We start from the raw sequence: 22,310 nt of genomic DNA on the forward strand, positions 1-22,310 counted from the left end.
AGATGAAACATATAAAATATATCCTGCTCTCTTTTCTGATCTTGTCTACCTTCTCGTGTAAGAAGGAATTTTTGAACCTGCAGCCTCAGGGCGAACTTACAGAGGCGCAATTAACCACGCAAGATGGGGTTGAGGGTTTACTGGTAGGTGCCTACGGACTACTAAACGGTAATGTTAACGGTACTTACGGCAATTATGGCGCTGCACCGAGCCAATGGCTGTTTGGAGAAGTAGCTTCTGATAATGCGCATAAAGGCAGTAGTGTTGGCGATCAGCCGCCTATGAACGCCATTGAGCAACACTCGCCAACCAGTACCAATGATAATATATCGAACCTTTGGGACAGGTGCTTTGAAGGTATTCAGCGCTGTAACAATACCCTTAAAATATTGGCAAACTTACAGGCAGGCAATGGATCTGCCAAATTTGATGATGCCCGCGCCAAAGAAATACAGGGAGAAGCCCGTTTATTGCGTGCACATTATTATTTCTTTCTGGTAAGGGTTTTTAAAGTGGTGCCATACATTACCGAAGCCAATAGTGGTACTTTTGTTCCAAACGATAAGGATATTTACCCTAATATTGTGGATGATCTTCAGTTTGCTGTAGCCAATTTGAGTACAACCAAACCGAAAAACCAAAAAGGAAGGGTTGATAAATATGCGGCACAGGCTTACCTCGGTAAAGTTTTCTTATACCAGAAAAAATACCCGGAAGCATATGATCTGCTGAACGCGGTAATTTTGGCTAAACCAGATTTAACCACCATGCCTTATACAGATAATTTCGATATTACGAAAGAAGACGGACCTGAAACCATTATGTCTGTTCAGCATTCGGTGGGTACTGATGGTACCGGTGGAGACAATGGAAATGTTGGCGATATCCTGAATTTCCCTTACGGTAACACGCCAATCAACTGCTGCGGGTTCTTCCAGCCTTCTATCGATCTGGCCAATTCTTTTAAAGTTGATATTGCCGGTTTGCCATTATTAGATGGCAGTTACCGTACCAATCCCTATAAATCAGATTTTGGTTTAACCGGAGCCGCAAAAGACAATTATGTAGTGGATAAAACCTTGCCTCTTGATCCGCGGATAGAATCGACTATTGGCAGGCGTGGTGTTCCATACCGCGATTGGGGAATTATGGCAGGCGATACCTGGATCCGGGATGCTTCAAACGGTGGACCTTTTGTTCCCGTTAAAAATACAATAGAGGCTGCACAGATTTCAAGCGGTACAGCACCGGGTACTACTAACGTAACCGGCTTGAATGTAAACCTGATCCGTCTGGGTGATGTTTACCTCATGGCTGCAGAATGTGCGGTTGAAAAAGGCGACCTGCCAAGAGCTTTGGCACTTGTAAATGCTGTGCGCTTGAGGGCAGCAAAAATTACCCCTCAGCAAATAAATGGTACACCTGCTGCAGCATATAAAGTAAGTCCGTACACTTCATTTCCTAATGATACCTATGCCCGGAACGCAGTTCGGTTTGAGCGCAGGCTCGAGCTGGCGATGGAAGGTCACCGGTTTTTCGATCTGGTACGCTGGGGCATAGCCAAACAAACGCTGGAGAGTTATTTCTCTTTTGAGGGCGGATACTTCGACTATTTAAAAGGCATCACTATAGAAAGCAGAGATGAGTATTTTCCTTTACCACAAGATCAGATTGACAGAAGTAAAGGTACATTGAAACAAAGTCCGGGTTATTAGGATATTGTTATAATTAATATACATGAGTAGGGTTTTGGTATTGATAGGCCAGAACTCTACTCATTTTTTTTACAAGTAATTTGTTTGCAGACTTCCCCACTCAAAAAACCCAACTCAAACTATTTTTCCTCTTTAAACCTGCTGAAAAACAATAATGCGATTAAGCAGAGTCCGAAACCAACAATTCCGTTTAACCGTAAGCCGAAATCATTCCCCGGATCTTTGCCATAGATGGTAAGCATGGCAAAAATGGCGATGCCAAAGGTTTGTCCGAGTTTTACAAAAAGGTATTTCACTGCGAAGAACATTCCTTCGTGGTTTTCGCCGGTTTCTAAAGTGTCTTTCTGGGCAATATCGGCTAATATGGCCGTAGGTAAAATGCCCAGCGCCGCTAATGGAAAAGAGGCTGATAATACCAGGATGTAAATCTGCGTATGCGGTCCGAAGGGTAATTTCCCTAAAAAGAAAATGGTAACAAAGATCAGGCAGAGTACGCCAAAAGCAAACAATACAAAGGGTTTCTTCCCAATTTTAGCAGATCCAAAATTAACAACCGGGTAAAACAGGAGGGAAGCTAAAACCATCGCGCCCATAAATTTTCCGCCTTCAGATTCTGGTAAGCCTAATAAAACGGTACAGAAAAATAGTAAACCACTTGAAATAATGCTCAATGCGGTATAAAAAGCGAAATCGGAGATCAGGTAATATTTGAAATTGCTGTTCTTAAAGGTGCTCTTAATGGCTGGCCATAATGGTACATGCGTAGGCTTGGCTACCGAAAATTCTTTTTCATTGATAAAAAAAACAGGAAGTAACATCACCAGTCCGGATAGGATGCACAAACCCCATATTGCAGCCTGGATAGCTTCGCTGCGGTTGGCTACGTGAAAATTAGCTTCAACCAGATCGGCAAAATTGTTGGTGCAGGCCGATAAAATAATCCCGATAACGAAGCCCACCTGCTGGTAACTGGATAGTTTAACTTTTTGTCGTGGGGTATTGGTTACTTCAGCCAGTAAAGCATTATAAGGAATAATATAAGTGGTTACCGAGACGAAAAACAAGCAAAGTGTAATAGTAAGCCACCAGGCATTATGCAGGCTTTCCGTTTTTTGGATCGGGTAAAAAACCAGTCCGCAGAAAACCATGGCCGGAATAATGGCCCATTTCATAAAAGGCATCCTTCGTCCGTTTTTATTGGTACTGGCATCGCTTCTCGAAGCAATAAATGGATCGTAAATGGCATCTACCAGCCTGCCCGATGCAGCGATAATAGAAAGGATGTTAAATGCCCCCAATAAAACAAGTTGCGGCACCAAAGGGGGTAAACCGGCATTGCTTGGTGGAAGATAGAAATAGGGAAGCATTACAATGATAATGTTTGTCATTGTACTCCAGCCAATCATACCGGCAGCATAAGCAATTTCCTGTTTTAAAGAGAGTGTTTTGTTCATTAATTATTTAAATTCTTTTTACTTTTTAACACCCCGTCCTGCGGACACCCCTCTACGTGAGGGGAATTTTCCACCATAAGTGTATAGACCTGCTAGGTCTGATCAGGGGTAAACTATTTCTTATTAAACCATCTGCTCACAAAATAGATTGCCAGAAAGCCAACAAAAATATATAAACCATTCAGTGCAGCATTCTGATCATCAGCATAAATGCTAAACGCCACAAAAGTATAAGCCGCAATAAATATAACAGGCAATATAGGATATAAAGGCACAGTGTAGATGGTTTTTTTATCAAGATGTGCCGTTCTTTTTCTCAGGATAAAAATGGTAGCCGCAGAACTGGCCATACTGATGCTTTCTAAGAAAATGGTGTAGTTTAAAATCTTATCGAAGGTTTTGGCGTAAAAGATAATAACCACCGCTATCACAGTAAAAACAGTTAAACTAACAGTGATTACCTCTGTTTTTTTATTCATCCTGCTGAATATTTTTGGCAGGGCACCTTCTTCGCCCATGGCGAACATGGCCCTTGGGTTACTCAATAAATTTACGTTTACATAACCCATTACAGAGAAGAAGATAATAACCGAAAGCGCACTAAACCCTGCAGGACCAAATATTTTTGAAGCCAGAATTGCAGCAATGCTTTCGGCCGATTTTAATTCTTCGAAACCGATTACCTTTACATATACATAGTTAATGGCCAGGTAAAGTGCCACAATAATGGTTAAACCGATAATGATAGAACGTGGAATTACCTTTTTAGCCTCTTTAACCTCGCCACCAAAATTGATGGTTTGGGCATAACCCGCGTACGAAAATGAAACCGCAATTAAACACAGTCCTAGTGCTTTTCCATAATCGCTCCAGGTAGGTAATGTACCGGTTGCAGTTTTAAAAACAGGAGTAACCGTTTCTGTTTGTCCGCCGAAAAATACAGCACAGATTAAGGTCAAAATCATCCCGATCTTGATTACTGTTAATACATTTTGCGTTTTGGAACTCGCTTTTAAGCCCAAAAGATTAATGATATAAAAAACCAGAATGGTAACAATTGCTATGGCTACCCGGTAAGTTTCGGTTTGTTTTGCTGCCGGTAAAATAATTTTGCTCAGGTATTCTGCACCGATAATTGAAATGGCCGCAACTGACGCCGCACTGGAAATAATAACAATGCAGTTTATGGCAAAGGCAATGGATGGATGATAAGCAGATGAAAATATTTTATAATACCCGCCCGTAACCGGAAAACGTGAACCGATTTCGGCATAAGTTAAGGCGCCACAAAAAGCTACAAAACCACCAATAAACCAGGCGAGGTAAAAAAGTTCGGGGATTTGCGCTTTTGCAGCTACGTTTACCGGCGTACGGAACACACCCATTCCGATAACCAAACTCACCACAATCATGGATAAATCGAAGAGCGAAAGCTGTTTCTTTTGTTGCATTAAATAGAATTTTGAATAATGGGATGAAGATAGGGAAAATTGAATGATTGAATGAGAGAATGTTTGAATGGGGAAGGTGATTGGTTCATTAGTTATTAATTGATTAGTGGGCGGACAGGTTGCCCAGGCTTGAATTGTTAAATGTTGGAATGTTTTAAAGTTGAAATGTTTTGGACATTGGTTAATGGTTGATAGCCTATAGGCATATTAACAGTTGACTTCAAGAGAGTGAGCCGTTCACTTCAAGACTATTAACTATCAAACCATGAACTATCAACCACTAGCGATCACCAACTATTTCATTAATGACCAATCGAACTATTGAACCACAATATACCTCTTCCATCCTTTTGTTGAAATTTTCTTTTGCTAGCCTCATAGAATAAATCTATTATTGTATTATAATTCTGAAAAGCGTATTTGAAAATATTTTTATTTCAGGCATCAGGATTATTTCTACAGATTCTTCATCACTTTGCAAACCAAAAAGTGCAGGGTTTTTCATTGAAGAACAGATAAAACACAGTATGGCAGAAGTAATTTATAACGACGACAGTATCCGTTCATTAGATTGGAAAGAGCACATCAGGCTTCGTCCGGGGATGTACATTGGTAAACTTGGCGATGGTTCTGCTCAGGATGACGGTATTTACGTTTTATTAAAGGAAATTGTGGATAACTCCATTGACGAGTTTGTGATGGGTACCGGAAAAACCATCGAAATTACCCTTTCCGAGCAAAAAGTGAACGTTCGCGATTACGGTCGCGGAATCCCTTTAGGTAAGGTAATCGATTGTGTGAGCAAGATTAATACCGGTGGAAAATACGATAGTAACGCCTTCCAGAAATCAGTTGGTTTAAATGGAGTGGGTACCAAGGCGGTAAATGCACTTTCTACCAGTTTCACCGTACAATCCTACCGTGATGGAAAAACGAAAAAAGTAGAATTTTCTAAAGGTGAAATTGTAAATGAACAACCAGTTATTGATACCACCCAGCGCAATGGTACGGCAATTACTTTTTATCCGGATGAAACCATTTTCAGAAACTACCACTACATTCCGGATTTTGTGGAAAGTATGGTTTGGAACTATGTTTTCTTAAATACAGGTTTAACCGTAAATTTCAATAACCAGAAATATTTTTCGGAAAGAGGTTTGTACGACCTGCTCTCTAAATTTAATAAGCCTGAAGAAATCCGTTACCCGATTATCCACATGATTGGTCCGGATATTGAAATTGCCATGACCCACGGACAACAATATGGCGAAGATTACCACTCTTTTGTTAACGGACAGCATACCACGCAAGGTGGAACACACCAGGCGGCTTTCAGGGCTGCAGTAGTGAAAACTGTTCGTGAGTTTTACAAAAAAGAGTTTGATGCAGCCGATGTTCGTTCTTCGATTATTGCTGCAATTTCTGTCCGTGTGCAGGAACCGGTTTTCGAATCGCAGACTAAAACCAAATTAGGTTCACAAAACATGGGACCCGAAGGGCCATCGGTAGCAACTTTCATCAACGATTTTGTTAAGAAAGAACTGGACGACTACCTGCACAAAAACAAAGAGGTTGCGGATGCATTAGAGAAAAGAATTCTACAATCAGAGCGTGAGCGTAAAGATATTGCCGGTATTAAAAAGCTGGCTAACGACAGGGCTAAAAAAGCATCATTACACAATAAGAAACTTCGCGATTGTAAGGTGCATTTTAACACCACGCACGAGAAGCGTTACGAAACTACTTTATTCATTACCGAGGGAGATTCGGCATCGGGTTCGATCACCAAATCGCGTGATGTAGATTGTCAGGCGGTATTTAGTTTAAAGGGTAAGCCGTTAAACTGTTACGAGCTCACTAAAAAAGTGGTTTACGAAAATGAGGAGTTTAACCTATTACAACATGCTTTAAATATTGAAGATGGTTTAGATGGATTGCATTATAACAATATCGTTATCGCAACAGATGCCGATGTAGACGGGATGCACATCCGTTTACTAATGATGACATTCTTCCTTCAGTTTTTTCCTGATCTGGTAAAAGCCGGGCATGTGTACATTCTGCAAACGCCACTTTTCAGGGTGAGGAATAAAAAGGAAACGATTTATTGCTATAGTGATGAGGAGCGAAGAAATGCAATCGAAAAACTGGGCAACAAGCCCGAAATTACCCGGTTTAAAGGGCTGGGGGAAATCTCGCCTGATGAATTTGGATTATTTATAGGTAAAGACATCAGATTAGATCCTGTTATTTTAAAAGACCAGACCATTAAGAGCCTGCTCGAATATTATATGGGTAAAAACACACCCGATAGGCAACAGCACATTATCCGTAACCTAAGGGTAGAGAAGGACGAAGTAGAGGAAGAACCTAAAGTGATTACTGAGGAAGTAGCGTAACGATTTTTAAGGTAGGATTTTCCGTTTCGTGGAGACACGAACCGGAGAGTAGCATTTATAAATTGGGTCGTCATCTCCGAAACGCAGTGGAGCGGAGAGATCTATCTTGAGATAGATCTCTCGATTTCTTTCAGGATGGCAGACTATATAAAAGTGTTTGTCATTGCAAGAAAATTTTTTCAGCCGGCGAAGTAATCTTACCACTATGGTTGGTAATGATGATCCTGGGTTCGAGCCCCATCAGCCACCCTGTAGTTTAGAAAGCGGTTCAATTTTTTTTGATACGATAATGTTTGCTAAATGCAAAAATCTATCATCATATAACGCTGTTTAGATGTAGAAATAAACAGGTGTTTTTGAAGATGAAATTTATTTAAGATTATTCTCCTGACTGGATTTGTAGTCATTATATAAAGAATGTATTAAAATTTAAACAAAATTTGCATTGGCGAGCATGAAGGTTCCGTTGAAAATATCTTATGATTTATTTGGTGCTTTACGAAGCAATTATTTATCCTTGTTCACTTCAACCGTATCTTCAGGATGCTGCGGGGGCAGTACATCTACCTTTTTCTCTACAATCGTGATTTTTGTAAATACCGCATACTTACTAGGGGAGATGCCCTTATCGTATTTTTCGGCATAGGCCTGGGTAAATTCTGCCCCGAAATACAAGATAATAGATGTGTAATAAATCCATAGTAAAATTACGATGATTGAGCTGGCTGCCCCAAATGCTGAGCCTGGGTTACCTTTTTCGATGTAAATTCCAATCAGGTATTTACCTAAACTAAAAAGCACAGCGGTAAATAATGCCCCGATTATTGCCGATTTCCAGCGGATAACAACATCTGGTAATACTTTAAATATAATCGTAAATACAGCCGTAACCGCAGCAAGGGTAATTACATTGTTCAAAATATAAATCAGCAGCTGCATCGTATCATTTGCTACCGGAATGACCTTATCTATATCACTTTTTGAAACCAGCGAAACCAAGTTATCGCCCAAACCTACTACCACACTGTTAATTACGAGCGAAACAAGCAGTAAAAAGCCCATTGAAACAATCAGCGAAAATGATAGAAGTCTATTGGTGAGCATTTTCAGCCAGCCTTTTTTAGGAATGGCCTTTACTTTCCAGATGATGTTAATACTATCCTGTATTTCGATAAAAATAGCCGTTGCTCCAACAATTAAGGTACCAATACCAATAATTAACCCAATAGTAGATTGACCGGATTTATTAGCATGTTCTACAAAACCCTGAATTTGTGCTGCGGCATCTTTCCCCACCATTTCGGTTATCTGTCCAAAAAACTGACCCCTAGTCTGCTCGTTTCTTTTATCACCAAAAAATAGCGTGGCAGCCGATAATACAATGATGATTAGCGGTGTAAGCGAGAAAATAGTATAATAGGCAAGTGAAGCACTTAGTTTAGTTACCCTGTCTTCTACAAAACCTTTTCCGGCAGCAATAAAAAGGTGATAAAGCGCAATAAAAAAGTTTTTGATTTTGGTGATTATTTTCATCGAAAAATTAAAACGGATAACCTATCCCAATGTTAAAAATTAAATTCTGCCTGCGCCATTCTTTGTTGCCAAAGGCAATATCATCAAACACCCATCTTTGTCCTTCAGGCAGGTAAGGTTTACGTACTGGGAAAGCCACATCTAAACGTACCACAAAAATAGTAGCATCAACACGTAAACCTGCGCCGGTACCTACAGCCAATTCATTAAAAGTATTTTTTAATTTAAAGCCCGATCCAAGTCTGGCAGTTTCTGGTTTGCCTGGTTCCCCAAGATCTTCTTTCCTTAGCCAGATATTACCTGCATCTACAAATAATGCACCATAAAGCACACTCACTATCTTAAAACGAAGTTCTGAATTGAGCATTAACTTAATATCACCACCCTGATCAGCAAAAATGGCATTATCCGGAACCTTGTACGTACCCGGACCTAAAGTACGTGCCGGAAAGGCCCTGATATCGTTACTTCCGCCTGCAAAAAACTGCCTTACAAAAGGTAAAGATGTACTATTGCCGTAAGCATAACCATAACCCAGATTTAAGCGGTTTGCCCAGATCAGGTTGCGGTTAATTTTATAGAAATCCCTAAAATCGGCCTCTGCCCTTATAAATTGAGTAAGCGGTGTATTAAATAAAGTTTTTTGTCCTTTATCATTTGTTGGTGTAAATAATCCCCAAACATTACCACTCGTTTCTAAACCACCATAGAAATAAACATTGTTACGGCGGTTGGTTTCCATTTGGTTGGTGTAGGTGAAGTTATAATTACTACCTATGATAAACTGGTTTTCGAGTGTACTTCTTAACAACGGGTTTGCGTCAAATAAACTGTCCCTTTTTTTATCACTAGGAAAGCCTGTAGCAATATAACTAACAGAGATGGGATTGAAATTATGCTCTTTATATTGATTTTCTTTAAAATTGTATCCAAATTCGCCTTTGAATGCATTTAAGGTGTATTCCGATCCACGGTTAAGCATCTGGTAAGAAAGCGAAGCAATAGTTTTTGGTATGAAAGCAGTTGTACTGTTAGGTTTGTAAAAAGGAACGATAAACCTTGGGAAAGTTAACTTTCCTTCAGCCGTTAACGACAATGAATTACGGCCTAAAGACGTTCCCCTAACCTGTGTTTCAAAACCACCACTAACGCTCACATCCAATTGTTCTGCGCCCCTGAATAAGTTTCTGGTAGTTTGCGTTACTTTTACCTCCGAACCCACAAAATTATTCGATTTACTCGTACCGGTAACCGAAAAGCTCAGCGAGTTTTTCTTAAGCGGAGTAAGGTATATATTCAGATCCAATTGGTTGTTCTTGAAACTATCAATCGGTAAAAACTCAGCCCTGACATCCCTGAAAGCACCTACATTTACCATTCTGTTTAACGATTGGTTGTGGTCTTTACGGTTATAAGCTTCTCCTTTCTGAAAGAAAACCAAACGGTCGAATAACCTTGGCTTAAAAGTATTGCGGTCATCATAAATGCTGAAATCGTGATATTCCAGTGGTTTTAATTTTCTTAATATCGTATCTCTCCGCAGAGTGTAGTTCGGGTAAACATTGATGTTCCTGATGGTATAAGGCTTTAATCCGGCATCAGGTGCAATATCTTTAACTTTCACAGTTACATTTACCAAATTTTTACCGATGGTACTATCTACCTGCATAATCAGGTAATCCGGGCTGAAATAGAAATAACCCTGCTCTTTAAGGTCGTTATCAATCCTGATGCGCTCGTTTTTATAATTATCCAGGTCGTAATAATCGCCTGCTTTTAGTAAGGTTTTATCTTTGTTCTGATTGATGATTTTGGTTAGAGCACCACTATCTGGCGGAAAAGTTACTTTATTGATTTTATAACGGTTACCGGTTTCTGCAGTATAAACAGCTTTACCTTTCTTATCTTTCACTACGGTATCGCCGGTAACGGTGGCCTGTAAATATCCCTCGCTAATTAAATAGCTGGTTAGTACATCATTATTGTATTTCAGTTTTACCTCACTTACCAATACAGGTGGCTCCCCCTGCCTGCGTAACCAGTTTTTAAAACCTTTTGGTTTTTTGGGTTCGCCGGCCAGGTTATAAATGCCAAGTTTATATTTAATACCCAAAATAGATTTATTGGGACGAGGTCTTGTTTTGCTCTCTAAATCACTTTTTACCTGTTTTTCATCATCAATTTTACCCGACGAATCCGGATTAATCTTTACTTCAGCACCTGTATATAAATGTTGTCCCGGCTTTAACGATTTGGTAGAGCTACATGCAGCCCAAACTAAGCAGGCCAGTACAAATAAAATTGGTCTAATTAGTTGTCTCATTTTTAGGTTTTTGTTCAATGTTTCTTCTGTTGCGTTTTTTCTGGAAAATCTCTCTGAATTTATTGTAATCTACCACAAGGGTGAAACCTAAACCGGTTTCGATAATCTGTCCCTGTACAATTACATCGTTCTGGTTGCGTCGGTAAGCCCTTAAGCGGTACCTTCCATCGGCTGATAATGCGTACTCAACATTTACGTTTCCGCCAATATCTGTCGATTTTTCGCCTGGCGCCTGTGGTCCTTCCAAAGCGAAAGAACTGCCCACGGTTACGGTCAACCTGTCATTTAATAATTTTTTAGATAATCCAACTTCAAGATCTGTTTTCTGTTGCAGGGAGCCGGTAGAATAATCTTCTGAAGAATTTACTCCAAAATTCAATTCTACACCCTGAATTAAATCGGAAGCCAGGTTGTTTAACTGCTCGGTTAATAATTTACTTACACTCGATCTCGCCAGGGTAGAAACACCGCCGCCACCGCCTGCCAGACTTTCGAAAGGATTGTTGGCGATAAACCTGTTTAGTGCCAATAGGGCAAAAACCTGTTTATTCAACTCACTTTCGTCGCGGTTAACGTTAATCAGCTTGGTGTAAACCGTTCCGTTTAATGCGCCACGTTCGTTTTCAGGCAAATCAAGTTTGAAAGAGATAATTGGTTTTAACAGCTCGCCTTTCATCATTAAATAAACCTGGAAAGGCAATTTAGTTTTAGCCTGAATATTGTCTGGCTCGTTAATCAGATCGATAGGGGCAGCATTAACTTCATACAGGGCTGTTAAATTTACATTGGCCGAAGTAGGCTCGCCTGTCCAGATAATGGTACTTCCTTTTACCAGTTTGAACGCTTTTTTACCCAGCGGACCAACCGACAGATTGTATGAACCATCAATAATTTCGTAACGGCCTGTTAAACTGATTTTACCGCTCGGGTCCATAGTCGCGTTAAGATCTGCCTCACCTTTAATATTTAATGCATCACCATTTGATGGATCTACCACCACATTCAGTTCGGCCTCAGGATCGATGGTTACTGCGGCAACAAGGTTAATTCCCTTCATCGCCGATTTACTCACGCTATCTACTTTTAAAGCTTTTTGTCCGTTAAATGGCGGGGCATCCGCATCGATAAATTGCACAATTCCTTCCTGGTCTATAATGGCCGGATCGCTTGATGGTAAGGCGAAGAAGAACTTGGTACCTTTGTTTACCCTGATGTTCATATTTACATCAGGCTGGTTCAAATCACCGCGCACTTTGATGTCGCTCGTTAAAAATACCGTTCCATAAATGAGATCATTATCAGCTGCAGTCGAATTGATTGCCCTGAAATTGTTCATTTTGATATCTAAACCAAAACGGTAATTTTTAAAATCGTTGGTAAGGACTTTTCCGTTAATGGTTGCTTTTTGGTTTAAAGAATCAATCAGTGTGAAGTTATTAAAACTGATGCCTTCATTTGTAAATGAAATCTTTTCGTTTGGCATGCGGAAATATGAATTTACATAAGCCACTTTAATGCCTGCATTATTGAAAGTTAAATCGCCCAGTATTTTAGGCGCAGTTAAAGCACCTTTAACGGTTAGGGCGCCGGTTAAAGTACCGGTACCGTTTTTAAGCTGGCCTGCAGATAAACTTTCGATATTTTTCATTTCGATCTTATCGATATTCACTGTTAGATCCAATGCGCTTTGAGGCGCAGTATAATAAAAACCATTTACCCTTAACTCATGTACGCCGGTTAACGCCACATTTACCTCAAAAGCATTCTTGGTATTGTTGTTTACGGCTAAACGCAAAGTACCCAGCTGATCTTTCTGATAACGCAACTGATCGATGGTTAAGTTTGCCTCAAATTTTGGGGTTGATGCTAAATCTTTCACATTTGCAGTTCCGTTTAAACGACCACCCACCAGCGTAGTATCGGTTTCGGCAAATTTAGTCAGGGTTTCTAATTGGAAATCTTTAAACTCTACCGATAATGGTGCATTAGGCTGGGTAGGGTTGCTGTTAATGGAAAGTGATTGCCCGCTGTTACTGATCTGAAACTGGTTAACCAATATGCCCGAAGCACCAAACTGAATGTAATTATCCTGCGAGACCACCCATTTTTGATAATCGAGCAGTAACTTCTGAGGATCTAAAGTAAATTTAAAATCTTTATTGATCGATTGGAAATTACCTCCAATAACATATTTGTCTTTTTTCTGCCTGTCGCGTAAGAAAATGTTTACCCCCAAATTGTTATTGGCCGCATCGCCACTTACTTCGGTATTGAAAAGGGCAATAGATGGACTTTGAAAGCTTTTAACAGTTAAACTGTAGTCTAATTTATTATTATCGTTGTTGATATTTAAAACCGTGGTATCAACTTTGAAATCGCCATATACTACCTGCGGAAAATTACCTTTAATCTGCAGGCTGTCTTTTTGTGTATCAATTAATCCATAAAACTGCGATTGCTTAAATACCGTTAGCTCAGGTACAAAGTTCTTTAATAGTTTGGAATCATAAACCTGAACAAAAAATCTTAGACGCTGATCGGGAACTTTGGTTACCGTACCAAAAGCATAATATTTATTGATTTCGTTGATTATTGCACTACCCACTTTGGTCAGCTGGTATTTACCATCGATTTTGGCAGATAATATTTCAGATTTTAAGGTCAGTTCGTTTTCTGTAGCGGTTGATTTTGCACGGATCGAAATCGTATCTACGTTAACCTTTTGCTTGTCTTTTACCAGTTGCAAGCCGGTAACATCAACCGAACCGTTTAAATAATCGGCATCTGCAGTAGCCAGATCTACTTTAACAACCCCGGCAGCACTTAAAACCGTAGGGCTAAAATTTAAAGCCTGTAGGTTTACCTGTTTTAAGTTTAAATCGGCTTTTACGGCACTATATTTACCTGCAAGATTTACTTTGGCATCTAAATTAAAGTTAGCGTTGCTATCGGGCATGCTGCTTTTAATGCTGATGTTCTGGTTGCTGTAATTACCGGAAACGGTTAAATTGCGGTAGGTATATTTATTGTAATAAGCACTTAATACCCTTGCATTAAATTTGGCATTGATTTTTTTAGGATCGAGCCCTGTACCTGCAATATTGGCCTTAACAGAAACACGGCCCAGTTTAGGCTGCATTTTTAATAAGCGGCCTACGTTGAAGTTATTTAAATTAATATCTGCCTTATAACTTTCCCTGCCTTTAGGGCCATTCATGCCGGCAACCACCACGGCACCACCCATATCGGTATTGATATTTAAGTTGGTGTTGAAATCAGTCATGGAGCCTTTAAAATTACCTTTCGCGTCAATTACATTTGGCAATTCGATTGATGGCGGCAAAGATTTTTTAGGTACCGCCACTAAAATATCGCCTTTGGTAACATGAAGTTTTTTAATGTTTAAATCGAGAAAAGTTTTCTTGATGTCGGGCAGGCCTTTGGCTTTTCCGCTGATATCAATCTGTGTATTTTTTAGTCCGCTAATCTGCAGTTTTGGAATATTCAGGTTATTTAAATAACCGTTTACATCTGCATTTATTTTTATTTTTTCGTTGCGGTAATTCGCAGGTACAGCATTACTGAAATATCCGGCATCTTTTAAACCTATGGTGGTGTTTTTAAGGGCAATGTTTAGTTTTACACGCTCAGGATGTTTGGTTAAATCTTCCATTGAGGTAAAATTTAACTCTGTTGCATTTTCTATCGAGGTATTTGGTGTTTTCAGGATGAAATTGCTTAGCTTGATTTGTTTATCGTTATACACCGCGTCGCCACGTAGTTCATCCAAAACAAAACCACTTTTCTCTTTTAACGAACCATTTTTTACATTGGCTTTTATGCCTGCTGCACTATAGCTTACATCGCTGGCACCCAAATTAAGCTGGTTAATTTTAAGGTGGTTAAAATCCATGCCTTTAGGTGCAGGTTTTGCGCCCAGGTTATCGAACTGTACATCATTATCGGCCAGGCTAATGTTTTTAATGATTAAACCCAATGGCGATTTTTCAGGAACCACCGTATCTTTAACTTTCTTTAAATCGTTACTTGGTGCAGGTTTAAAAGCAAAAAGGATATTCGATTTGTTTAAATGGGCATCATCAACTGAATATTTGCTGTTGGTTAAATCTACTTTCAGGTTGGCTAAACCAAGGTCGTTTACCGTGGCAATGGCTTTGGTGGTCGAAATCTGGTCGTCGTAATTTACCTTTACGTTATTAAAAACGAAGTTTTGCACTTCAATTAATGGTAATTTCCCCTGTTCCTTCTGCGTACTATCTACACTGTTGGTAATATGCTGAACCAATTTAACCAATGGTTTTTGCTGTAAATAACGCAATGAGGTATTTACCAGGCTTAACTCCTTAATTACATAATGCTGGTTGGCGAGGTCGAAATCTTTAATTTTCGTTTTAAATGCCCCTAAATACAGTTTCACATCATTACCCGCAACATCATCACGGTAATTAATGCCAATATCTTCGAACGAAACTTTATCAACAGAGAATTTTAAGGTAGAGGTGGTGTCTTTCTTTACTTTTTCCTCCGGTTTTTTCTGATCGCTTGCAAAGGCATCTACCAGAAAAGAGAAGTTGAATGTTGTATCGGGACTAATACGCTTCACATTTGCGCGTACATTTTTTAGTTCAATGTTATTTACCTCAACTGTGTTTTTCAACAGTTTAAATAAGCTAATGTCTACAGCAAGTTTTTCGGCATATAATAAGGTATCGCCTTTGCGATCTTCGATGTAGAATTTATTTAAGACTACATCTTTTGGCAAAGCAATTTTAATGCTTTCTAAACTTACTTCTGTCTTGGTTTTGCTTTTAAGGTAGTTTATGGCCTTACCTTTTACAAAATTCTGAACGGCAGGAATATTTAAAGAGAGGGCTACACCCACAACCAGGATGATGATGGAGGCAATTACCCACAATAAAATTTTGAGACTTTTACGTACGTATTTATTCAAAGCTAAGGGTGTTTGGTGTCAGTTAAATGCCAAAAGCATGCCATTAAAATTAAATTTAAGGCAGTTTTTAATAATTAATACAAAAAATAAACTAAATTGTTCGCCCGCTATAAAAATTTAACACAGGCGGTGATGTAAATAGTTAAAAATGAAATCAATAAATCTGAATATATCTTTTGAGCAATATGCCGGTATCGGAGAATTAACATTGGAAGACCGTGCACTTTGCGAACTTTCTGAGAAGGCTTTAGCCAGTTCTTATTCTCCTTATTCGAGGTTTCGTGTGGGCACAGCTATCCGCTTGGCTTCGGGCGAAACCATACTGGGCAGTAACCAGGAAAACCTGGCTTACCCATCAGGGCTTTGTGCCGAACGCGTAGCGCTTTTTAGTATCGGTTCTACTTACCCGGATGCAGTAATTGAAAGCATGGCCATTACGGCCCAAACAGATAATTTTGAAATTTTAAAACCGATTACCTCTTGCGGGGGCTGCCTGCAGGTTATGGCAGAGTTCGAGCGTAAGCAAAATGCACCGATTGAAGTGATTTTTTATTGTTTAAACGGCGAAGTACTCAAAGTACCAAGTGTGAAAAGTTTATTGCCTTTTGCTTTTGTTGAGGATAGGCTGGAGCGGTAGTAGGAGGCAGGTTCGTGCCTATGAATGGCCTTCATTTTATTGCGAAAATCTCCTTACCGTCATTTCGAGCGGAGTGCAACGGAGTCGAGAACCCGAAGGCTCTGCGAAGCAAAATCTATCTCGGGATAGATCTCTCTACCGAATATTCGGAACGTTCTGGTCTGGAGATGACGACGCTTTTATTGACGTCTAATTCCGTCCTCCGACCCCGGACCTCCGACTTATTTTCTATATTTGGTTTTTTAACCACAATGAAGCATCTCTACATTTTTACGCTTTCCGTTTTTATTTCTTTCGGTGCATGCGCTCAGTCGGTACTTAAAAGTAACGCAGTTTATAAAATCACTTATTTCCGTTCGGCTAATGGGAAACCAAAGGACGATCGGAATCCTGCAGTGGTGATTGTTTCAGCAAAGCAAAACTTAATCAGTAATGCGTCTATTCTTGATCGTAAGGCGAAATATCCTTATGAGCAAAGCATCGTAACCAAACCCGAAAATATTTTATTTCAACTGGCAGATTTAGGTGTAAACAACCAGATTGCCACTGCCGATAGCGCTGCAATTGCAAAACAGGTTTTTGAGTTTGGTACTGAAACCAAAGTGATTTTGGGTTATACCTGCAAAAGGGCAACAACAGTGGTCAATTCTAACCGGATCGATTTATGGTACACTACCGATGCAGGTATAAAAGCGGCGCCAACGAGTTTAGGCCAAGGCCTGGGGCTGGTTTTAGAGCAGGTGCGTAATGGCAATAGTTATGTAACCGCTACAAAAATTGAAGGGGTTAAAAAGGCACAACCAATTGACCTTGAAAAAATTACTTCGAAACTAAGAGATGGTTTAACTTATAAAGACCTCCTTTGGAAAAGCAGGTTTACCACCTTAAACGTTTTCAATAATGAACAGATTAACTTTATAGATAAACCACAATCAAACGATTCTATTTTTCGCTTTGCGGGAGGTACGGTAATCGCCAGAAAGGTAAAATTCCCTGAACTGGCCAACCCAAATGTTTTTGTTGATTTAACGGAGCAATCGAACGGTGATGCTTACGACAGAACGGGTTCGGTGTTTATTATTCCAACAGATAAACAGATCAGTTTGATGGATGCGCTTAAAAACTCGGTTAAGGCACTGCCTGTTTATGATAACGGGAACGGGAAGCAATACCAGGGGGTGGTAGCTACGGCTAATTATGATCCTGTAATCGAATTGATGCGCTTTTTTACGCCTTTTGGTGTGGGTAAATACAACACTTTAAAATTAAAGGATAAAAACTGGGCGGAGAAAGTGTATTACAGACAGGATGTTTCGGAGTTATTTCCGCTGGTGAATGGAAAAGAAGTCTGGGTAGCTGTTTTTATCGGCAACTACGATAAAGGTGGACATAAAGTTTCGTTAAATATTACGCTACACAATGGCGGAAGGCCGAAAGAAGCCAAAGAAGTGATTCTACCTTTGTTTAACTCAACCAATGTAATGGAAATGGCCGGACAGGAATATGCAACCATGTTTAGCAGCGAAAAAGGTTTGGAAGTTTCTTTCACTTTAGCTAAAGATTTAAAGGATGCGAAACTGCGTTACACTACCACCGGACATGGCGGCTGGGGAAATGGCGATGAGTTTGTACCGAAGAAAAATACGATCTGGCTGGATGAAAAGGAAACTTTTGCTTTTACACCATGGAGGCAGGACTGCGGATCGTACCGTTTATCAAATCCGGCTTCGGGAAATTTCGAAAGCGGGCTATCTTCATCTGATTTAAGCCGATCGAACTGGTGTCCGGGTACGGTTACCAACCCGAACTGGATCAGTCTGGGAGATTTAAAGGCCGGTACGCACATGATAAAAGTAACCATCCCAATGGGTAAACCTGAAGGAGGCAGTTCAAGCGCCTGGAATGTTTCGGGTGTGCTTTTGGGGACAGAATAACTTTTTTTGTCATCCTAAGCGCAGCGAAGGATCTTTTATTAGCCTTATTTTACCATATAAGACATTTAAGCAATATAAGCTCAATAGTTTATATGCAATTGTTAATTTTTATTAATTTATAAAGGTTGATTTTATGCATCATGCAACCCCAAATAGTACCACAAACCTATTTTTCTAAACCGGATTGCAGAGCAGATCCTTTTTTGCAGGCTGAGCGTAGGTTGTGGGCAAAAAAGATCGTATCGGAAAGCCGGAAGTAACACTTAATAAAACTTACGGAACCCTGCTTTCCAAATCAACACAAATAAATTTAGAGAGATGTATCCTCCCGATCGTCATTTCGTCCGTAACCTGTCCCGAATATTTGGGAGCGGAGAAATCTATCTTGGAACTACTATTAGGATAGATCTCTCCATTTCGCTTCGCTCCAGTCGAGATGACGATTTTTCTATTAAATCTTTCATCCTAAGCGCAGCGAAGGATCTTTTATTCGCCTTATTTTACCATATAAGACATTTAAGAAATATAAGCTCAATAGTTTATATGCAATTGTTACTTTTTATTAATTCATAAAGGTTGATGGTTTTTATGCAACCATCCATAGCAGCACAAGCCTATTTCCTAAACCGGATTGGAGAGGAGATCCTTTTTTGCTGCCCGAGCGCAGGGCTGAGTGCAAAAAAGATCGTATCGGAAAGCCGGAAGTAACCATCATAAAACTTACGGAACCCTGCTTTCCAAATCAACACAAACAAATTTAGAGAGAGGTATCCTCCCGATCGTCCTTTCGACCGTAAACTGTCCAGAATATTGGGGAGCGGAGAAATCTATCTTGGAACTACTATTAGGATAGATCACTCCATTTCGCTTCGCTCCAGTCGAGATGACGGTCGTTTTATTAAATTGTCATCCTTGAGTGTTGTAGAAGGATCGAAATGTGAATAACCTCTCTTCATACTGTGCAATCATTTTTATTATATTTACGGCTGCCAATTTTTGTAAATAAATGAGTGAAGAATTAGATCAAAACGTAAACGAAGAGCACAAACATACCATAACCCCAATTAACGGTTTATACGAAAACTGGTTTCTCGATTATGCGTCTTATGTAATTCTCGATAGGGCTGTTCCGCACATACACGATGGTTTAAAACCTGTACAACGCCGCATTATGCACTCGCTTAAGGAGATGGATGACGGGCGTTTTAATAAAGCGGCCAATGTAATCGGTAACACGATGAAGTACCACCCGCATGGTGATGCCTCTATTGGCGATGCGATGGTGCAGATCGGGCAGAAAGATTTATTGATCGATATGCAGGGTAACTGGGGCGATCCGGTTACAGGCGATAGCGCTGCAGCACCGCGTTACATCGAAGCGCGTTTATCGAAATTTGCCAACGAGGTGGTGTTTAATCCGGATACTACAGAGTGGCAGCTGAGTTATGATGGACGTAACAATGAACCGATTACCTTACCGGTTAAGTTTCCTTTATTGCTTGCGCAAGGCGCCGAAGGTATTGCTGTTGGTTTGGCCACCAAAGTAATGCCGCACAACTTTATCGAGCTGTTAGATGCATCAATTGAAGCATTACAGGGTGTTCGCCCCAATATATTGCCCGATTTTTTTACGGGCGGCATGGCCGATTTCTCGAATTACAATGAAGGGCAGCGGGGAGGTAAAATCCGTGTTCGGGCAAAAATTACGGAAAAAGATAAGAAAACGCTGGTCATTACCGAAGTTCCTTTTAGTACCACAACGGGTTCGGTAATTGATAGTATTTTATCGGCCAATGATAAGGGTAAGATCAAGATTAAAAAGATCGAAGATAATACCGCAGCGAATGTAGAAATTGTGGTGCACCTGGCACCGGGCATCTCGCCCGATGTAACCATCGATGCACTTTACGCTTTTACGGCCTGCGAAGTATCGATTTCGCCAAATACCTGTATTATTCAGGGAGATAAGCCGCACTTTTTAAGTGTAAACGATATCCTGATTGAAAATACAAAACACACTAAAAGCTTACTTAAAAAGGAGCTTGAAATCCGCCTGCATGAACTGCAGGAAAAGATTTTCTTTAGTTCGTTATTGAAAATATTTATTCAGGAGGGGATGTATAAAAATCCTGAATATGAAAACTCAACCAATTTTGAAAAGGTTGTGGAGGTTTTACATGTTTTATTCGACCCTTTTAAACCCTCACTTTACCGCGAAATTTTGCCGGAGGATTTTAAGAAACTGATCGATAAGCCGATGAGTAGCATCACCCGTTTTGATGTGAAAAAGGCTGATGAGCAGATGAAAAATCTGGAAGATGAAATTAAAGTGGTTAAAAACCATTTAAAACACCTTACCGATTATGCCATTGCCTGGTACCAGAAGCTGAAAGATAAATATGGAAAAGGCAGGGAACGTAAAACCGAAATCCGTTTGTTTGATAGGGTAGAGGCTTCGAAAGTAGCACTTGCCAATGTGAAACTCTACATGAACAGGGAAGATGGTTTTATCGGTACAGGATCGGGACTAAAGAAAGATATACATGTTGCTGATTGCTCGGACATTGATGAGGTAATTGTTTTCCGCGAGGATGGAAAATGCATCATTACCAAAGTGGCCGATAAGACCTTTGTGGGTAAAAACATCATTCACGCACAGGTATTTAAGAAAAATGATGAGCGTACCATTTATAACATGGTTTACAAGGATGGCGCCAGTGGTACATCATATATTAAAAGATTCGCCGTAGTTGGTGTAACCCGGGATAAGGAATACGATTTAACCAAGGGTTCGAAAGGATCTAAAGTTTTATATTTTACAGCCAACCCGAATGGTGAGGCCGAAATTGTAAACGTTGCCCTGAAACCGCACTCTAAGCTGCGCAAACTGCAATTCGATCTTGATTTTGCAGAAGTGGCCATTAAAGGCCGTGGCTCGCAGGGAAATATTGTTTCGAAGTATCCGGTGAAGAAAATTGTACTGAAAAGTAAAGGTGTTTCTACTTTATCAGGACTAAAAATCTGGTACGATGACCTGCTGAAACGCCTGAATGTTGATGGTCGTGGGAAATACCTGGGTGAATTTGATGGCGACGACCGCATTTTGCAGGTACATAAAGATGGTTACTACGAGTTAAGTTCTTTTGAACTGAGCAACCATTTTGATGATGGCCTGATCGTGATTGAAAAGTTTGATCCTGAAAAGGTTTTTGCCGCCGTACATTTTGATGGCAAGGCACAGAATTATTTTATAAAGCGTTTTGTGTTCGAGCTGCAAGCTAACGGCCGGAAAACGATTATCATCAGCGAAGAGCAAAAATCGAAACTATTGTACCTTACTTCGAACCCCGGCGCCAGGGTAATTGTTGATGTGTTAAAGGGAAAAACTCAGATTCCTGAAACATTAGATTTAATCTTATCAGAGCTCATTGATGTTAAAGGCTTAAAGGCAAACGGGAACCGATTATCTCCTCATGATATTCAGAAAGTAGCACTCGAAGAACCGGAAATTATAGAAGAAGAGGTTGAAGAAACTGTTGAGGAAGGAGGCGAGGAAGATGGACCAGCCGATGGGGAAGATATTGCCTCAGAAGAAAGCACCACAGAAATTGAAACTACGGCGGAGGTAACTGAAAAACCTGAGGCTGAAAAACCAAAACCAAAATTCGAACGTACAGAAGAGCCTGTTGCCAAAGTAGAAAAACCTGAGGCAGCAGAAAAACCTGTGGTTGAAAAGCCAAAACCCGAACCGGTTAAAAAGGAAGCGCCTAAAGCGGAAGATAAAATAGAAGAAAAACCAGTAAAAAAGATTGATTTAGAAATTACCAATCCGGATGATATAGATATAGATATGGATGATAAAGGGCAGTTGGGGTTGTTTTAGATATTAAAG

General features: G+C 40.0%; 10 protein-coding genes. 5 read left to right on the forward strand and 5 right to left on the reverse strand.

The genetic code is table 11. The features are described from left to right. Window positions 1-2 precede the first annotated feature (2 nt). Window positions 3-1,715, forward strand: coding sequence for a RagB/SusD family nutrient uptake outer membrane protein (locus ACTJKC_RS13330; protein WP_440792572.1), 1,713 nt, complete (start codon window positions 3-5; stop codon window positions 1,713-1,715). Between the two features lie 119 nt (window positions 1,716-1,834). Here the strand turns inward: ACTJKC_RS13330 and ACTJKC_RS13335 are convergent, their stop codons facing one another. Continuing rightward, entirely contained in the window at window positions 1,835-3,169 is a 1,335-nt protein-coding gene (locus ACTJKC_RS13335; RefSeq protein WP_440792574.1) for an MFS transporter, read from the reverse strand. Between the two features lie 113 nt (window positions 3,170-3,282). After that, entirely contained in the window at window positions 3,283-4,620 is a 1,338-nt protein-coding gene (locus tag ACTJKC_RS13340) for an APC family permease (RefSeq protein ID WP_440792576.1), read from the reverse strand. 527 nt (window positions 4,621-5,147) lie between these two features. Between ACTJKC_RS13340 and ACTJKC_RS13345 the strand changes: the two genes are divergently transcribed. After that, window positions 5,148-7,019: a DNA topoisomerase IV subunit B gene (locus ACTJKC_RS13345; protein ID WP_344852861.1), complete on the forward strand. Its 1,872-nt coding sequence runs from the start codon at window positions 5,148-5,150 to the stop codon at window positions 7,017-7,019. Between the two features lie 507 nt (window positions 7,020-7,526). On the opposite strand, the gene ACTJKC_RS13350 is transcribed toward ACTJKC_RS13345, so the two are convergent. The 3 genes from ACTJKC_RS13350 to ACTJKC_RS13360 are packed head-to-tail and all read right to left on the reverse strand — an operon-like array spanning window position 7,527 to window position 15,847. Further along, complete coding sequence (locus ACTJKC_RS13350; protein WP_440792579.1) at window positions 7,527-8,552, reverse strand: YihY/virulence factor BrkB family protein; 1,026 nt, start codon at window positions 8,550-8,552, stop codon at window positions 7,527-7,529. A 7-nt stretch (window positions 8,553-8,559) separates the two neighbouring features. Beyond that, entirely contained in the window at window positions 8,560-10,875 is a 2,316-nt protein-coding gene (gene tamL, locus ACTJKC_RS13355; protein ID WP_440792581.1) for a translocation and assembly module lipoprotein TamL, read from the reverse strand. Further along, window positions 10,859-15,847, reverse strand: a complete 4,989-nt coding sequence (locus ACTJKC_RS13360; protein WP_440792583.1) for a translocation/assembly module TamB domain-containing protein — start codon at window positions 15,845-15,847, stop codon at window positions 10,859-10,861. The genes tamL and ACTJKC_RS13360 overlap by 17 nt, the downstream gene beginning before the upstream one ends. A gap of 148 nt (window positions 15,848-15,995) precedes the next feature. On the opposite strand from ACTJKC_RS13360, the gene ACTJKC_RS13365 reads away from it, so the two are divergent. The 3 genes from ACTJKC_RS13365 to ACTJKC_RS13375 all read left to right on the forward strand — a co-directional run bounded on the left by ACTJKC_RS13365 (window position 15,996) and on the right by ACTJKC_RS13375 (window position 22,301). Continuing rightward, window positions 15,996-16,484 (forward strand): cytidine deaminase, encoded by a 489-nt coding sequence (locus ACTJKC_RS13365; protein ID WP_440792585.1) that lies wholly within the window; start codon window positions 15,996-15,998, stop codon window positions 16,482-16,484. Window positions 16,485-16,735: 251 nt separating this feature from the next. After that, entirely contained in the window at window positions 16,736-18,418 is a 1,683-nt protein-coding gene (locus ACTJKC_RS13370; protein ID WP_440792587.1) for a PNGase F N-terminal domain-containing protein, read from the forward strand. A 1,006-nt stretch (window positions 18,419-19,424) separates the two neighbouring features. After that, a complete protein-coding gene (locus tag ACTJKC_RS13375) occupies window positions 19,425-22,301 on the forward strand; it encodes a DNA gyrase/topoisomerase IV subunit A (protein WP_440792589.1) in 2,877 nt (958 codons plus the stop codon). Window positions 22,302-22,310: the final 9 nt, after the last annotated feature.

Origin of the sequence: Pedobacter sp. 22226 (assembly GCF_052045455.1) — a bacterium.
GTDB lineage: Bacteria > Bacteroidota > Bacteroidia > Sphingobacteriales > Sphingobacteriaceae > Pedobacter > Pedobacter jeongneungensis.

Excerpts from the sequence above, each read along its gene's own strand:
- ACTJKC_RS13330 (WP_440792572.1), top strand. The coding sequence starts at position 3 with ATGAAACATATAAAATATATCCTGCTCTCTTTTCTGATCTTGTCTACC.
- ACTJKC_RS13335 (WP_440792574.1), bottom strand. The coding sequence starts at position 3,169 with ATGAACAAAACACTCTCTTTAAAACAGGAAATTGCTTATGCTGCCGGT.
- ACTJKC_RS13340 (WP_440792576.1), bottom strand. The coding sequence starts at position 4,620 with ATGCAACAAAAGAAACAGCTTTCGCTCTTCGATTTATCCATGATTGTG.
- ACTJKC_RS13345 (WP_344852861.1), top strand. The coding sequence starts at position 5,148 with ATGGCAGAAGTAATTTATAACGACGACAGTATCCGTTCATTAGATTGG.
- ACTJKC_RS13350 (WP_440792579.1), bottom strand. The coding sequence starts at position 8,552 with ATGAAAATAATCACCAAAATCAAAAACTTTTTTATTGCGCTTTATCAC.
- tamL (WP_440792581.1), bottom strand. The coding sequence starts at position 10,875 with ATGAGACAACTAATTAGACCAATTTTATTTGTACTGGCCTGCTTAGTT.
- ACTJKC_RS13365 (WP_440792585.1), top strand. The coding sequence starts at position 15,996 with ATGAAATCAATAAATCTGAATATATCTTTTGAGCAATATGCCGGTATC.
- ACTJKC_RS13370 (WP_440792587.1), top strand. The coding sequence starts at position 16,736 with ATGAAGCATCTCTACATTTTTACGCTTTCCGTTTTTATTTCTTTCGGT.
- ACTJKC_RS13375 (WP_440792589.1), top strand. The coding sequence starts at position 19,425 with ATGAGTGAAGAATTAGATCAAAACGTAAACGAAGAGCACAAACATACC.